The organism is Massilia sp. GER05, assembly GCF_052056005.1.
GTDB lineage: Bacteria > Pseudomonadota > Gammaproteobacteria > Burkholderiales > Burkholderiaceae_D > Telluria > Telluria orientalis.
Genome location: NZ_CP178858.1, coordinates 1,263,472 through 1,279,573 on the forward strand (window position 1 = coordinate 1,263,472; position 16,102 = coordinate 1,279,573).

The 16,102-nt window shown below is 62.8% G+C and carries 11 protein-coding genes and 2 tRNA genes; 8 read left to right on the forward strand and 5 right to left on the reverse strand.

Annotated elements, in window-relative coordinates:
- Positions 1–59: 59 nt before the first annotated feature.
- A tRNA-Asp gene (locus ACL58G_RS05650) sits at positions 60–136 on the reverse strand.
- A gap of 45 nt (positions 137–181) precedes the next feature.
- Positions 182–257: transfer RNA gene (locus tag ACL58G_RS05655), tRNA-Val, on the reverse strand.
- A 326-nt stretch (positions 258–583) separates the two neighbouring features.
- Here ACL58G_RS05655 and ACL58G_RS05660 point away from each other — a divergent pair.
- The 5 genes from ACL58G_RS05660 (at position 584) to ACL58G_RS05680 (ending at position 9,136) form a co-directional block, all read left to right on the forward strand.
- Complete coding sequence (locus tag ACL58G_RS05660; RefSeq protein WP_413381190.1) at positions 584–2,806, forward strand: TonB-dependent receptor; 2,223 nt, start codon at positions 584–586, stop codon at positions 2,804–2,806.
- 559 nt (positions 2,807–3,365) lie between these two features.
- Positions 3,366–5,201, forward strand: a complete 1,836-nt coding sequence (locus ACL58G_RS05665) for a S8 family peptidase (RefSeq protein WP_440965640.1) — start codon at positions 3,366–3,368, stop codon at positions 5,199–5,201.
- A gap of 138 nt (positions 5,202–5,339) precedes the next feature.
- Complete coding sequence (locus tag ACL58G_RS05670; RefSeq protein WP_440965642.1) at positions 5,340–6,959, forward strand: S8 family peptidase; 1,620 nt, start codon at positions 5,340–5,342, stop codon at positions 6,957–6,959.
- A gap of 114 nt (positions 6,960–7,073) precedes the next feature.
- Positions 7,074–8,150 carry a DNA polymerase IV gene (gene dinB, locus ACL58G_RS05675; RefSeq protein WP_413336833.1) on the forward strand — a complete coding sequence of 359 codons (1,077 nt, stop codon included), beginning with the start codon at positions 7,074–7,076 and terminating at the stop codon, positions 8,148–8,150.
- 89 nt (positions 8,151–8,239) lie between these two features.
- Positions 8,240–9,136, forward strand: a complete 897-nt coding sequence (locus tag ACL58G_RS05680) for a recombination-associated protein RdgC (protein ID WP_036233477.1) — start codon at positions 8,240–8,242, stop codon at positions 9,134–9,136.
- 114 nt (positions 9,137–9,250) lie between these two features.
- Here the strand turns inward: ACL58G_RS05680 and ACL58G_RS05685 are convergent, their stop codons facing one another.
- Positions 9,251–10,873, reverse strand: a complete 1,623-nt coding sequence (locus tag ACL58G_RS05685) for a catalase (protein WP_440965645.1) — start codon at positions 10,871–10,873, stop codon at positions 9,251–9,253.
- A 124-nt stretch (positions 10,874–10,997) separates the two neighbouring features.
- On the reverse strand, positions 10,998–11,483 hold the full coding sequence (locus ACL58G_RS05690; protein WP_440965647.1) for an asparaginase domain-containing protein: 486 nt from the start codon (positions 11,481–11,483) through the stop codon (positions 10,998–11,000).
- Between the two features lie 134 nt (positions 11,484–11,617).
- On the opposite strand from ACL58G_RS05690, the gene ACL58G_RS05695 reads away from it, so the two are divergent.
- Positions 11,618–12,382, forward strand: a complete 765-nt coding sequence (locus ACL58G_RS05695; RefSeq protein WP_413381202.1) for an L-asparaginase — start codon at positions 11,618–11,620, stop codon at positions 12,380–12,382.
- 177 nt (positions 12,383–12,559) lie between these two features.
- Here the strand turns inward: ACL58G_RS05695 and ACL58G_RS05700 are convergent, their stop codons facing one another.
- Positions 12,560–13,534, reverse strand: coding sequence for a D-2-hydroxyacid dehydrogenase family protein (locus ACL58G_RS05700; protein WP_440965648.1), 975 nt, complete (start codon positions 13,532–13,534; stop codon positions 12,560–12,562).
- A 443-nt stretch (positions 13,535–13,977) separates the two neighbouring features.
- Between ACL58G_RS05700 and ACL58G_RS05705 the strand changes: the two genes are divergently transcribed.
- Both ACL58G_RS05705 and ACL58G_RS05710 read left to right on the forward strand, forming a co-directional pair.
- Complete coding sequence (locus tag ACL58G_RS05705) at positions 13,978–15,843, forward strand: phosphoenolpyruvate carboxykinase (GTP) (RefSeq protein ID WP_413336840.1); 1,866 nt, start codon at positions 13,978–13,980, stop codon at positions 15,841–15,843.
- A gap of 156 nt (positions 15,844–15,999) precedes the next feature.
- A complete protein-coding gene (locus ACL58G_RS05710) occupies positions 16,000–16,086 on the forward strand; it encodes a DUF2256 domain-containing protein (RefSeq protein ID WP_440967971.1) in 87 nt (28 codons plus the stop codon).
- Positions 16,087–16,102: the final 16 nt, after the last annotated feature.

Genomic DNA, 16,102 nt, shown 5'->3' on the forward strand with positions numbered 1-16,102 from the left:
GAGGCACTCCGATAGAACGAAAAAAGGGTCCGACGAATCGGACCCTTTTTTCTTGATGCTGGCGGAGCGGACGGGGCTCGAACCCGCGACCCCCGGCGTGACAGGCCGGTATTCTAACCAACTGAACTACCGCTCCGTTTACTCTGATCGGTGCTTCACTTGCAAGACTTCTGAAACTGACTGGTGGGCGCTGAGAGGCTCGAACTCCCGACCTAATCCTTGTAAGGGATCCGCTCTACCAACTGAGCTAAGCGCCCGTTTCAGGGTTTTTCTTGCCGACGTTTGTCATCACGTCCGAAGAGGCCCGAATCATAGCGTATCCCTTCGAAAACCTGCAAGGGTTTTTCGGAAAAAAGTGAACAGGGATGTGACACACCACGTTCTCATATACAACAAACTGTTGTATGGATGTGTAAGCCGATTCGTATTCCTTGCATAAGGATATACACATAATCGACAATTGCCGGTTTACATGCCGGCAATATTTAGACATCAACAATCAGGTGCGAGTTTGCCGAGGCAGGAGAGAACGGCGGAGACAACGCGGCAGTTTTTTTCACTCTTCCCAGCTAGGAAAAACTCAATGATCAAGATGTCCAAGATGCACAAGCGCGTCATCGCCGCGCATGGCGCAATGCTGGCGCTCGCAGCCGTACCCGGCGGCGCGGCCCTGGCCCAGACTGCGCAGGCGACCGAACTGCAGACGGTGACCGTGACCGCACAACGCCGTACCGAGAACATCAAGGAAGTCCCGGTGTCCGTCACCGCCATCAAGGGCGAGAAGCTGGACGTGCTCGTGTCCGGCGGCGCAGACATCCGCCTGCTGGCCGGCAAGACTCCCAGCCTGAACGTTGAGTCCTCGAACGGCCGCACGTTCCCGCGTTTCTATATCCGCGGCTACGGCAACACGGATTTCTCGACCTTCGCATCGCAGCCGGTGTCGCTGATCTATGACGACATCGTCCAGGAAAACCCGATCCTGAAGGGCTACCCGATCTTCGACCTGGCCGGCGTGGAAGTGCTGCGCGGCCCGCAGGGCACGCTGTTCGGCCGCAACACCCCGGCAGGCGTCGTGAAATTCGAATCCGAGAAGCCGAACCTCAAGAAGACCGAGGGTTACTACAACCTGTCGTACGGCACCCACGGCACCGCCAACGTCGAAGGCGCGATCAACGTGCCGCTGTCGGACAAGTGGGCGATGCGCGTGTCGACCCTGCGCCAGCACCGCGACGACTTCGTCGACAACTATAGCGACGTCGCCAAGACGAACAAGACCGGTGAACTGGACGGCTACAACGAACACGCCGAACGCGTGCAGTTCCTGTACAAGCCGGACACCACGTTCAGCGCCCTGTTCAACGTGCACCAGCGCACGACCAACGGCAGCGCCCGTTTGTTCCGCGCGAACCTGATCAAGAAGGGCACGAACGATATCGCCGACGGCTACGATCTCGACAGCATCGTGACGAACGCCCAGAACTTCCAGAGCCTCAAGACGAACGGCGCCAATGCCCGCATCACGTGGGACCTGGGTCCGGTCATCTTCCACTCGATCACTGGTTACGAGTCGGTCGGCAGCTACTACAGCCGCGGCGACATCGACGGCGGCACGCCGCAAGGTCCTGGCTTCATTCCGTTCCAGTCCGAGACGGGCGGTTTCATCGACGACCTGAAGCAGTATTCGCAGGAATTCCGCGTCGAGTCGAAGAGCACGGGCCCGCTGAACTGGCAGGCCGGCGTGTATTATTTCAAGGAAGACGTGACGGGCGGCAGCGACGGCTACAACAGCGCCACGGGTGCCCGCACCTCGCGCCAGGCCAGCGAGCAGAACAACAAGGCCTGGGCCGCGTTCGGTTCCGTGACATACAACATCAACGACGCCCTGTCGGTGCGCGGCGGTATCCGTTACACGGACGACAAGAAGGACTTCCGCACCGTCACCGCGATCGGCTTCACGCCGGTGGGCCCGAACAGTGTCGGCGAAAGCAAGGACAAGATCAGCTGGGACCTGTCGAGCACGTACAAGCTGAATCGTGACGTGAACCTGTACGCGCGCGTCGCGACCGGCTTCCGCGCCCCGAGCATCGCGCCGGCCTCGACCTTCGCACCGGTGGGCATCACCGTCGCCGACGCCGAGACCATCACGTCGTACGAAGGCGGCATCAAGGCCGACCTGTTCGAACGCCGTGCCCGCGTCGCGTTCTCGCTGTACGACTACGAGATCAAGAACCAGCAGCTGACCGTGGTCGGCGGCAACACCAACGTCACCAAGCTGATCAACGCGAAGAAGACGGCTGGCCGCGGTGCCGAGTTCGACCTGGAAGGCCTGGTGACACCGGACCTGCGCGTCGGCGCCAGCGCGTCGTACAACTTCACGGAAATCCGCGACGCGAGCCTGTCGCTGACGAAGTGCGCAGCCTGCACGATCACCGATCCGCTGAACGCCGCCGGCAACGTCCTCATCGATGGCAACCCGCTGCCGCAGGCACCGAAGTGGATCGTCAACCTGAACGCCCGCTACAGCATGCCGGTCGCCAATGGCGAGTTCTACGTCTACACCGACTGGTCGTACCGTTCGAAGATCAATTTCTTCCTGTACGAAGCGAAAGAGTTCACGGGCAAGCCGCTGACGGAAGGCGGTCTGCGCCTGGGCTACATCTGGGCCGACGGCAAGTATGAAGTGGCCGCCTTTGGCCGCAACATCCTCGACCAGCGCCGCATCTCGGGTGCCATCGACTTCAACAACCTGACGGGCTTCACCAACGAACCGCGCACCTACGGTGTCCAGTTCAAAGGCAATTTCTAAGTTTTACTAAGTCGTCAGACGGAAAGGCCGCGAGCGATCGCGGCCTTTTTTTTAATTCGGGGTCAGAGCACATTTCGGATCAATTTTCTTGCGCATCCCGAACCGTTCAAGTCCGCAGGCGCCGTCGGTGTATCGCTTTGAGAAGCAGGCGGCGCCCCGATCGCGAATTGCTTTAAAGCTCGAGCACCAAAAAGCGCTCTGACCCCGAATTCCTTCTTTGGTGACGATTGAGATATCTCAATGTTGAGGATGTGCATATGTGCGCAACGCCTGACAGTCACGAAACATTGTTAATTCATGGGTTCGGCCAAGGCGATATGTTCTTCTGCTGAGTTCACAGTTTTCCGAAGAATCTAGGTTTTAGCGCTATCAATCGGTGAAAGTGTTGTATAGACATCGAATCCAATTGTGAAATTTCTACACGTTCATTTCTTTCGCGCTAATCTGGCACTCCCGCTTTTCAGACGGGAAATCGACGCTAAAAAAGCGTCGAGACAAAGATCTCAGGCAATCACGCCTGCGGAAAATCAACTTTTGTGTTTTTCTAAAAGGAATAAACATGAAGTCTCAGCAATCGAAGTCTCCGGCAGTGTTGAAACTGTGCGCCGCGGCCGTCCTCGGTCTCGGCGCCGGCGTTGCGGGCGCGGGGGTGCCTGCGGACGTGCCGGCCACACACGCCGCGCAGCGTGTGGCCGTCTCGGACCAGACCGACCGCATCATCGTCAAGTACAAGGACGAGAGTGCACCGGTCGTCTCCAAGGGCGGGCAGGTATCGGTCGCACGTGCGATGCCGCTGTCCGCCTCGCGCAAGGCCGTGGTCGACCGCGCCGGCCAGCAGTTCGGCATGCTGGTGAAGGCGTCGCATTCGATCGCCACCGGCGCCCGCGTCTTCAAGCTGGACCGCAAGGTGTCGCTGGCCGATGCCGCCAAGCTGGCGGCAGAGCTGAAGTCGCGCGATCCTTCCGTCGAGTACGCCGAGCCGGACCGCATGATGCATCCGCTGTTCACGCCGAACGACTCGATGTACAGCCAGCAGTGGGATTTCTTCGAAGCGACCGGCGGCCTGAACGCGCCGGCCGCCTGGGACAAGTCGACCGGGACCGGCATCCGCGTGGCCGTGATCGACACCGGCTACCGCCCGCACGCCGACCTGTCGGGCCAGATCCTGGCCGGCTATGACTTCATTTCCGATACCGCTATCGCGAACGACGGCAACGGCCGCGACAGCGACGCCAGCGATCCGGGCGACTGGACCGCGGCAGGCGAGTGCGGGGCCGGTGAACCGGCGTCGAACTCGAGCTGGCACGGCACCCACGTGGCCGGCACCATCGCTGCGGCGACGAACAACAGCACGGGCGTCGCCGGCGTCGCATACGGCGCCAAGGTCGTGCCCGTGCGCGTGCTCGGCAAGTGCGGCGGCTACACGTCCGACATCGCCGACGGCATCATCTGGGCATCGGGCGGCACCGTGTCCGGCGTGCCGGCCATCGCGGCGCGCGCCCAGGTGATCAATATGTCGCTGGGCGGCGGCGGCGCGTGCGACACGACGACGCAGAACGCGATCAACAGCGCCCGTTCGCGCGGCACCGTGATCGTCGTGGCGGCCGGCAACGAGTCCCAGAACGCGAGCAACAGCAACCCGGCCAACTGCGCGGGCGTGATCACGGTGGCGGCAACGAACCGCTCCGGCGGCCGAGCCTCCTACTCGAACTACGGCACCGTGGTCGACGTCGCGGCACCGGGCGGCGACAGCGGCGCGGCCATCCTGTCCACCTTGAACGCCGGCACCAAGTCGCCGGGCGCCGACAGCTACGCGGGCTATATGGGGACGTCGATGGCGACGCCGCACGTGGCCGGTGTCGTCGCGCTGATGCTGGCCAAGAACCCGAACTTGACGCCGGACGAGGTCGAGTCGCGCCTGAAGTCGAGCACGCGTCCGTTCCCGGCCAGCTGCTCGGGCTGCGGCACCGGTATCGTGGACGCCTCGGCCGCGGTGGATGCAGCGGCCGGCACGGGTGGCGGTACGGGCACGACGATTTCGGAAACGGAGTCGAACAACACGCTCGGCACGGCCAACGGCGTGACGACGTCCGGCACGACGGTCAATGCCGCGATGGGCAGCTCGACGGACACGGATTATTTCTCTGTCCAGCTTCCGGCCGGTAAAACCCTGAGCGCGACGATGACGCCGAATTCGAGCTCGGACTACGACCTGTACATCTACAACAGCGCGGGCACCTTGCTGGCACGTAGCGAAAACGGCACGGGCACCGCGGATACCGCCACGTCGTCCAACACGGGCTCGACCACGGTGACCCGTTATGTACGCGTCGTCTACTACAGCGGCGGCACCGGTTCGACCAGCGGCAAGTACACGCTCAAGCTCACCTGGTAATGCGTTATAACTGGACTCATAACCGTTAAAATTCAATTACTTAACGAAACTTTCCTGTTGTAAAAACCCCGAAAAGCGGCCCCATGCGGGCCGTTTTTCGTTACGCTGCACAGTTCGGTTTTCTGAAAAGGATGCAGCATGACGCAGCGCCGCAAGATCTCTTCGTTGTTGAAAATTTGTGCAGCGGCCCTCGTTGCCGCAGGTTTCGCCGGCCAGGCCGTGGCGCAGACCAATCACGCCGTCGTCCAGACGGACCGCATCATCGTCAAGTACAAGGGCGACAGCGACACGTCGAAGACCGGCGTGGCCGCACGCGGCATCGACCGCGCACGCCAGGCCCTGATCGACCGCGCCGGCCAGACCTATGGCGCCACGATGCGCGCGCTGCGCGCGACGGCGAACGGCGCGAACGTGCTGCAACTCAACCGCACGATGTCGCTCGACGAGGCGCGCCAGCTGGCCGCCGAACTGAAGTCGCGCGACGCCAACGTCGAGTACGCCGAGCCGGACCGCATCATGGTCCCGCTGGCCACCCCGACCGACCCCAGCTATACCCAGCAGTGGGACCTGTACGAAGCCACCGGCGGCATCAACGCGCCCGCCGCCTGGGACAAGTCGACCGGCGCCGGCATCAACGTGGCCGTGATCGACACGGGCTACCGTCCGCACGCCGACCTGTCGGGCCAGATCCTGCAGGGCTATGACTTCATCTCGACGACCACGATCGCCAATGACGGCGGCGGCCGCGACACCGACGCCAGCGACCCGGGCGACTGGGCCCCGGCCGGCAGCTGCGGCACGGGCGTTCCGGCCGCGGACCAGAACTCGAGCTGGCACGGCACGCACGTGGCCGGCACGATCGCCGCGAAGACCAACAACGGCATGGGCATCGCGGGCATCGCCTATAACGCCAAGATCGTCCCGGCGCGCGTGCTGGGCCGTTGCGGCGGCTACACGTCCGACATCGCCGACGCCATCGTCTGGGCGTCGGGCGGCACCGTGACCGGCGTGTCCGCCAATGCGAACAAGGCGCGCGTGCTGAACCTGTCGCTGGGCGGCACCGGCGCCTGCGACACCACGACGCAGAATGCGATCAACAGTGCCCGCTCGCGCGGCGCCGTGGTTGTCGTCGCGGCCGGCAACTCGAACACGAATGCGATCAATTCGAACCCGGCCAACTGCGCGGGCGTGATCACCGTCGCGGCGACGAACCGTGCGGGCGGCAAGGCGTCGTATTCGAACTACGGCACCAACGTCACCATTGCGGCCCCGGGCGGCGACAACGGCGCCGGCATCCTGTCGACCTTGAACGCGGGCACGACGACGCCGGCATCGGACAATTACGCCTGGTACATGGGCACGTCGATGGCGACGCCGCACGTGGCCGGCGTCGTCGCGCTGATGCTGTCGGCGAATCCGAACCTGACGCCGGATGACGTGGCCGCCAAGCTGAAGTCGACGGCGCGCGCCTTCCCGGCCGCGTGCTCGGGCTGCGGCGCCGGCATCGTCAACGCGGCCGCCGCCGTGAACGCGGCGCTGGGCTCGACGACCACGACGACGACGACCCCGACCTGGACGTATTGCGCCGGCGAGAACGGCACCTGTTCGTTCACCGGCACGCGCGACGTGCGCTACGGCACCGCCACGAGCTATGTGACGAAGACCTTCACCGGCTCCGTGAAATGCTCGAACTCGGTGTTCGGCGATCCGGCCTATCGCATCGCCAAGTCGTGCAGTTACTCCAGCGTCACCAAATAAGTCCTCTCTACCCGCCGCCGCATCCCCGCGGCGGCGTTCCCTCTTGCACTATTCCTAATTCCCAGCGATACTGTATGCAATTACAGTAGTCGCTCGGCGCGGGCGACCGCCACCGTGAACGCTCCCGTCCGCAAGATCATCCACTGCGATTGCGATTGTTTTTACGCATCCGTCGAGATGCGCGACGACCCGTCCCTGCGCGGGCGGCCGCTGGCCGTCGGCGGGCGGGCCGAGCAGCGCGGCGTGGTCGCCACCTGCAACTACGAGGCGCGCCGCTTCGGCATCCATTCGGCGATGGCCACCGCGCAGGCGGTCAAGCTGTGCCCGGACCTGATCCTGATTCCACCGAACATGGAAAAGTACCGGGTCGCGTCGCGCCAGATCATGGACATCTACCGCGACTACACGGACCTCGTGGAGCCGCTGTCGCTGGACGAAGCCTATCTCGACGTGACGAACTCGCCGCATTGCAAGGGCAGCGCGACCTTGATCGCGCAAGAGATTCGCCGCCGCATTCATGAAACGGTCGGCATCACGGCGTCGGCCGGCGTGGCGCCGAACAAGTTCGTCGCCAAGATCGCCAGCGACTGGAACAAGCCCGATGGACTGTTCCTCGTGCGGCCGGATGAGGTCGACGCGTTCGTCGCCGTGCTGCCTGTGAAGAAGTTATTCGGGGTAGGGAAGGTGACGGCCGCGAAGCTGCATCGCCTCGGCGCGCAGACGTGCGGCGACCTGCGCGACTGGAATATGGACAAGCTGCAGCAACACTTCGGCTCGTTCGGCGCGCGGCTGTATGATTTGTGCCGCGGCATCGACTACCGCGACGTGAATCCGGTGCGCGAGCGCAAGTCGATCAGCACGGAGGAGACGTACACGCCGGACGTCCCCGACCTGGATGGCTGCCTCGCGTTGTTGCCGGACTTGTACGAGCATCTGCTCGGCCGCATCAAGCGCAACAATGCTGAAAAATTCATCAATAAATTGTTCGTGAAGATCAAATTTGCCGACTTCCAGCGTACGACCGTCGAGTGCGTGGGCTACGCGCCGAACATGACGACATTCCGTCACCTGATGGAGACGGGCTGGCTGCGGGCGAGCCGTCCCGTGCGGCTGCTGGGCGTCGGCGTGCGCCTGAGCGATACGGAAACGGTCGAGCAGCTGAGCTTGTTTGACGAACGTGCAACACAATAAAAATCCCTTGTCGACGACGTGAATTTTGCCGCCAGTCAGCGTGTAGAATGTCGTTCCTTTGAAATATCGAGATAACTGGAAGCAACGTTATGTGGTTCAAGAATCTTCAGATCTACCGCCTGCCCGCACCGTGGAATTTCTCCCCTGAACAGATGGAAGAGGCCCTGCAGTCGCAGGCGTTCACGCCGGCCAGCAGCAACGAATTGCTGCGCCAGGGCTGGGATTCGCCACGCGGCAACGGCAAGCTCGTTCACGTCGTCAACAAGCAGATGCTGATGATGCTGGGCACGGAAAAGAAATTGCTGCCGAGCTCGGTCATCAACCAGGTCGCCAAGGCCAAGGCCGCCGAGCTGGAAGAGCAGCAAGGCTTCCCGCCGGGCAAGAAGGCGATGAAGGAACTCAAGGAACGCGTGGCCGACGAGCTGTTGCCGCGCGCGTTCTCGATCCGCGGCAACGTGTGGACGTGGATCGATCCGGTCAACGGCTGGCTCGTCGTCGACGCCGCCAGCCCGAGCAAGGCCGACGACGTCATCAAGCTGCTGCTGAAGGCCGTCGACAAGCTGCCGCTGGAATCGCTGCGCGTGCAAAAATCGCCGGTCGCCGTGATGACGGGCTGGCTGGAATCGGACGAAGCGCCGTACAACTTCACGATCGACCAGGACACGGAGCTGCGCGCCACCGGCGAGAGCAAGGCCGCCGTCCGCTACGTGAAGCACTCGCTGGATCCGGAAGACATCCGCCGCCACATCGCCAACGGCAAGCAGTGCACGCGCCTGGCCATGACGTGGAACAGCCGCATCTCGTTCGTGCTGACCGAGCAGCTGGCCGTCAAGGGCATCAAGCCGCTGGATGTGATCAAGGAAAACGAAACGATCACCTACAGCGACGACGAGCGTTTTGATAACGACATCATGCTGATGACCGGCGAGCTGGCCAAGATGCTGACCGACCTGGTCGAGGCACTGGGCGGCGAAGCCAAGGCGTAATTTCGACGGTGATGCATGGTGGGCACGTGTCATTTGGGACCCCCAGGCCCCAATTCCCACCCTACCGCTCGATCGCCAAACGTTGGGTGGGCACCCCGTGCCCACGCGTAACGCCTATTTGACCGACGCCACTTCTTCCGTCGTGGCCGGTTCCTTCTTGCCGCCGCCGCTTTCCGGCTGGCCGCCCGAATAGGCCGAGCCCGGGCGATTCTCTCCCGGCGCCGGCTTGCCCGGCAGCGGCTGCAAGGCTTTCGCCTTTTCCAGGTCGATGCCAGCGATCCCGGCGACGCGACGTCCGTAGTCCTCGTCGCAATGCCACAGGTGCCATACCATGCGCAGCTGGATCACTTCCGGACATTTCTTGAGGTCGTTGCCGACATTGTTGACGAGGTCGTCCCGCTCCCAATCCGCGAACGTGCGATAGCGGTCGCCGGCCTGCTTGTAGTCGTCGGCCGTGCGGCTCGTCTGGTAGCGGCCCAGGTGGCCTTCGACGTGCTGGTGGTAATCCTTCTCGGGCTGCGGTGCCTCGCCCAGGCCGCCCAGCAGGCTCGGTTCGTAATTGATGTGCTTTTCCTCGCCGCCGCCGTCGACATGGAAGGTCATCTGGCCGTCGCGCTGGTTCGTGCGCGCGATCGCTTTTTCTTGCGGCGCATTGATCGGTAGCTGAAGATAGTTGGGCCCGACGCGGTAGCGCTGCGTGTCCGAGTAGGACAAGGTGCGGCCCTGCAGCATCTTGTCGTCCGAAAAGTCGATGCCGTCGACGAGCACGCCCGTGCCGAAGGCCGATTGCTCGGTTTCGGCAAAGACATTGTCCGGGTTCTTGTTGAGCACCATGCGACCCACGGGCAGCAGTGGGAAGCGGTCTTCCGGCCAGCGTTTCGTGTCGTCCAGCGGGTCGAATTCCAGTTCCGGATGCTCGCCGTCGCTCATGATCTGCACGCAGAATTCCCACTCCGGAAACTCGCCGCGCGCGATCGCGTCGTACAGGTCGCGTGTGGCGTGGCTCGTGTCGTGCGCCTGGATCTCGGCGGCCTGCTGGCTCGTCAGGTTGCGCACGCCCTGTTTCGGCTGCCAGTGGAATTTGACGAGGTGGGCGATGCCCTGGTCGTTCACGAGTTTATATGTGTTGACGCCCGAGCCTTCCATCTCGCGGTAATTGGCGGGAATGCCCCACGGGCTCTTGACCCACGTGACCATGTGCAGCGCTTCCGGGTGGCTGCAGATGAAATCGTAGAAGCGCCACGGCTCCTGCTGGTTCGTGACGGGGTCGGGCTTGAAGGCGTGGATCATGTCCGGGAACTTGATCGCATCGCGGATGAAGAAGACTTTCAGGTTATTGCCCACGAGGTCCCAGTTGCCATCGACCGTCTTGAGCTTGACGGCGAAGCCGCGCGGATCGCGTGCCGTCTCCGGCGATTCCTTGCCACCGATCACGGTCGAGAAGCGCACGAACACGGGCGTCTGCACGCCGGTCTCGTTGAGGACGCGGGCACGCGTGTACTTGCTGGCGGGTTCGTTGCCGATCTTGCCGTAGGCCTCGAAATAACCATGCGCGCCCGTGCCGCGCGCATGCACCACGCGCTCGGGGATCCGTTCGCGGTCGAAGTGGGTGATCTTTTCGATGAACTGGTAGTTCTCGAGGGTGGCCGGACCACGTTCGCCGACGGAACGCATGGCCTGGTTGTCGCGGACGGGATGGCCCTGGCGCGTGGTCAGGGTGGGGCGCTGCTCGCTCATCGCATGGCTCCTTCAGGTTTGTTGGAAAACCATTATAGGAATTGACGAAAGCGAGCAGCGCCCGACACACCGGGGTCAGAGCCCGATTTTGGGCAATTGCCCAAATCGGGGCTCTGACCCCGGCTTACAGCGCCTGGAACACGCCCGCTGCGCGATTCTTCGTGACGTTATTCCAGGTGAACACTTTGCCGTTCATCGCGACATAGACGCCCGGCGGCAGCATCTGCGCGGCGGCGCAGGCGAAGCCGAAGTTGAACAGCGCATCCGAGTTGGCGATTTCGTACGGGATCATGGCACCCGTGAACACGATCGTCTTGTCCGACGTTGCCGCGCCCAGCACCTCGGCCGTTTCGCGCATCGTGTCGGTGCCGTGCACGATCACGATCTGCTTCTCGCTCGCGGCCTGGCACGCGGCCAGCACGTTCTGGCGATCGCTGTCCCGCATCTCCAGCGAATCGAGCAGTGACACGACCTGCAGTTCGACGGGAATGGTCATGCGGGAACGTGCGATCACCTCCGGTAAGTGGCTTTCGGCAAAGCCCAGAACGCCATTGAGTTCGTTATAGTGTTTGTCGAAAGTGCCGCCAGTGGCGATGATCCGCAAAGTCATGATGATTTGAAAACTCGGTAAAAAAAGGTGGGTAATGATAGCCGCAAACCGTAGTGTATCCGTATGTGTCTGCGCTAGAATCGTCCGGATCGGATGAGTATCCTTTCTCCTTTTTGGGCCGAGCCCGCCTTCCAATGAAACCCGTCGCACCTGGAACCGTCATCTTCCATCGCCATCGCGGCTATGGTGTCATCACCCACGTCAACCTGCTGACAGGCTGGATTTCCGCACGCTTCGGCAACGAGTCGCGCACGCTCGACCTGAACCTGTCGACCGACGAGGTGCAGCACGCCGATGGCGAAGCGATCCTGTTCCGCCGCTCGCCGCCGGACCGCATGCCGCATGCGCGCCTGATGGCGATGGTGCGCGAGCTGCACAAGGCCGGCTACGAAAAGCTGTACCTGTATTCCTGGCCGAAGCCGTCGGGCCTGCATTGGCGCTGGCAATTGTTCACGGGTAAGCGCGACTGGATGCAGCGGCCGTGGCGCGAAGGCTGGTACGGCTCGGGCGCCGACTACAACAACAATCCCGTGATGGGCTGGGGTGATGCGCCCGGCGCCAGCACGGATGAGCTGATCCATGCACTGGCGAAGTTCGATCCCGAAGGTCTTGCGCGCGCGCTTGGGCGCGACGAGGATCACACCGCATGGTTCGCGAACGTGTGCGATGCGCTGCTGCCGGGCTATATGTATTCCTTCGATATGGCGCCGATGCAGCCGAATGCGAACGGCGGCCTCATCGAGATGCCGCCGGTGCCCATCGTGCCCGTGCGTGCCGGGTTGCCCGCGTATGCCGGGCCCGTGATCGAGTGGCCGCCCGGCTGGGCCGGTCTATGGACGCGCCGGCATGAGATGCCGATGCGCAAGCCCAACTTCACGGGCGAGCCCGAGCTTCGGTAAGGGGGCGGCCTCTGCCCACGCGTGACGTTCCCGGTATGTTGGCGTCACGCGTGGGCACGGGTGCCCACCCTGTAAAGGCAAAGTTAAAATGTCCGCTTTCAGCAAAGTAGAAATGTCCGCTTTTTGGGGCGTTCAAATGCGCTTTTGAGCGGACATTTTCTTTGCTGCCGTCACACCCTACGGATTCAGGATATTGGTCGGGTTCCCGTTTGCGAAGTTCACGACATTCTCGAACGCCGCCCGGAAATACAGTTCATAACTGTCGCGCTCGACATAACCGATGTGCGGCGTCGCCAGCACGGTCGGAATCTTCAAGATCGGCGCGTCGCCCGCCAGCGGTTCGCTGGTGAACACATCCAGTGCCGCATACCCCGGCCGTCCCTTGCGCAGCGCGGCCTCCAGCGCACCTTCTTCCACCAGTTCTGCACGGCTCGTGTTCACGAACAACGCGTCGCGCTTCATGCGCGCCAGGTCGTCGGCCTTGACGATGCCGCGCGTCGCATCGTTCAGCCGCAGGTGCACACTGACCACGTCGGCCTGCTCGAAGAACGCTTCACGCGTCGGCGCGGCCGCCAAACCGCCGGCGACCGCGGCGGCCCGGCTTTTCTCGCTGCCCCACACCATCACCTGCATGCCGAACGCCTGCGCATAGCCCGCGATCAGGTGTCCGATCTTGCCGTAGCCCCAGATCCCCAGCGTACGACCCTTCAGCACGCGGCCCAGGCCGTTGAGCTCGGGATTGATCGACGCCGTCTGCCACAACCCGTCCTTCAGGTTGTTGGCGTATGGCACGATCTTGCGGCTGGCCGCCATGATCAGGGCCCACGTCAGTTCGGCCGGCGCGACCGGCGAGCCGACGCCTTCCGCGATCGCGACGCCGTGTTCGGTCGCGGCAGCCACGTCGATATGTCCGGCGACCTTGCCCGTCTGCGACAGCAGCTTCAAATTGGGCAGCTTGGCCAGCAGCGCGCGCGGAAACGCGGTGCGTTCGCGGATCAGGACCAACGCGTCGAACGGTGCCAGGCGGATGGCCAGTTGGCCCAGGCCTCGGGTCGAACTGTTGAACACTTTGACCTCGTGGCCGTCCAACATGCGGAAGCACTCGAGGGTGCGGACAGCGTCTTGGTAATCGTCAAGGATCGCAATTTTCATGGATGTTAGCGGATGTTATCGGTAAGAAAGTAATGAAATGACAGAATTTGAACGATGAGAAATAGCCTACTACTTTACTCAACCAAAATTCCTACATTTTTGTTGTGAAAGCATTCTAAAGCTGTTTGTGCAGGTGTAGAATCGACCAGAAATAAGAGCCAGAGATGTCAGACTGACATCATTTGCGGCCAGCAGCACACGTTCCAACCAGCCCGCCGGCCTCCGCGCACACGCGACCCCGGGCTGGCGACATGACCGCCGTAGCACCGAACCGTGAACCGCACGGCTTTCCGGGTGCGGGCCCACGAGGCCATCCTTGACGACGATCCTGCCGGGACAAGATTAACGGGATTCCGACCGCCGCGCGCATTGCAGGCCGCCGCCTCTGCCGCATCAAGGCCATCGGAATCGCCAGGGATTCTTAATTGGCATTGGAGGTATGTATGAACCAGCCCGTGATGGGCGGCGTCGCCGCACTGAACGTCCCAGCTTACATCAAGCACAATAAACTCATCAATTGGGTGGCCGAGATCGCGGCCCTCACGAAGCCGGACGCCATCTACTGGTGCGACGGCTCCGAAGAAGAGTACGACCGCCTGTGCGCACAGATGGTCGAAGCCGGCACGATGAAGCGCCTGAACCCGGAGAAGCGCCCGAACTCGTACCTGGCCTGCTCCGACCCGAGCGACGTCGCGCGTGTCGAAGACCGCACCTTCATCTGCTCGGCCACGAAGGAGCAGGCGGGTCCGACCAACAACTGGACCGACCCGAACGAGATGCGCCAGACCCTGAACGGCCTGTTCGACGGCTGCATGGCCGGCCGCACGATGTACGTCGTGCCGTTCTCGATGGGCCCGCTGGGCTCGCCGATCGCGCACATCGGCGTGGAACTGTCCGATTCGCCGTATGTCGCCGTCAACATGCGCATCATGACCCGCATGGGCAAGGCCGTGTACGACGTGCTGGGCAGCGACGGCGATTTCGTGCCGTGCGTGCACACCGTCGGCATGCCGCTGCAGGCGGGCCAGCAAGACGTGCGCTGGCCGTGCAACGCGACCAAGTACATCGTGCACTATCCGGAAACGCGCGAGATCTGGTCGTTCGGCTCGGGCTACGGCGGCAATGCGCTGCTGGGCAAGAAATGCTTCGCACTGCGCATCGCCTCCAACATGGGTTACCAGGACGCGCAGCAGGGCGGTCCGGGCTGGCTGGCCGAGCACATGCTGATCCTGGGCGTGGAATCGCCGCAGGGCGACAAGAAATACGTCGCGGCCGCGTTCCCCTCGGCCTGCGGCAAGACGAACTTCGCGATGCTGATCCCGCCCGCCGGCTTCGAAGGCTGGAAGGTCACGACCATCGGCGACGACATCGCGTGGATCAAGCCGGGTGCCGACGGCAAGCTGTACGCCATCAACCCGGAAGCGGGCTATTTCGGCGTCGCCCCGGGCACGAACGAAAAGACCAATCCGAACTGCATGGCCTCGCTGCGCGAAAACGTCATCTTCACGAACGTGGCGTTGACCGACGACGGCGACGTGTGGTGGGAAGGCATGACCAAGGAAGCCCCGGCGCACCTGATCGACTGGCAGGGCAAGGACTGGACCCCGGCGTCCGGCACCAAGGCCGCGCACCCGAACGCGCGCTTCACCGTGGCCGCCACGCAGAACCCGGTGATCGACCCGGCATGGGACGATCCGGCCGGCGTGCCGATCTCGGCCTTCATCTTCGGCGGCCGCCGCTCGACGACGGTGCCGCTCGTGACGGAAGCCCGCAACTGGACGGAAGGCGTGTACATGGCCGCCACGATGGGTTCGGAGACGACGGCAGCCGCCGCCGGCCAGATGGGCATCGTCCGCCGCGATCCGTACGCCATGCTGCCGTTCATCGGCTACAACATGAGCGACTATTTCCAGCACTGGCTCAACCTGGGCCAGAAAGTCGCCGACAAGAACCCGCAAGCGCTGCCGAAGATCTTCTGCGTCAACTGGTTCCGCACCGATGACAACGGCAAGTTCGTATGGCCGGGCTACGGCGACAATATGCGCGTGCTGAAGTGGATCCTGGACCGCAGCCAGGGCCAGGCCGGCGGCGTCGAGCACATGTTCGGCACCACCCCGACCTACGGCGACCTGAACTGGACCGGCATCGAGTTCACGTCCGAACAGTTCACCATGATCACGTCGATCGACAAGGATGCATGGCGCGAAGAACTGAAGCTGCACAGCGAACTGTTCGACAAGCTGGCTTACCGCCTGCCGCAGGAACTGGTCGCGACCAAGCAGCAGCTGGAGAAGCGCCTGGCCGAGTAAGGCTGCCGCGGAGAAACACAGGCGAGGAGACGACGGCCGCACACACGACGATGCGGCCGCGACAAAATGGAAAAGGACAGGTCTGGTGGCCTGTCCTTTTTTCATTGACTCATCGTGTCGTACTAGTCGGAAATATTGCAACTAACCGACTTCGACGTGGGCGCTCGGTGGAAGCGCAACTGGGACCAGGTGAAATACTGTTCCGGAGTGCTGCCGCCGCGCATCGCCTCCGTCACGAAATAAACCCATCGTCTTACGC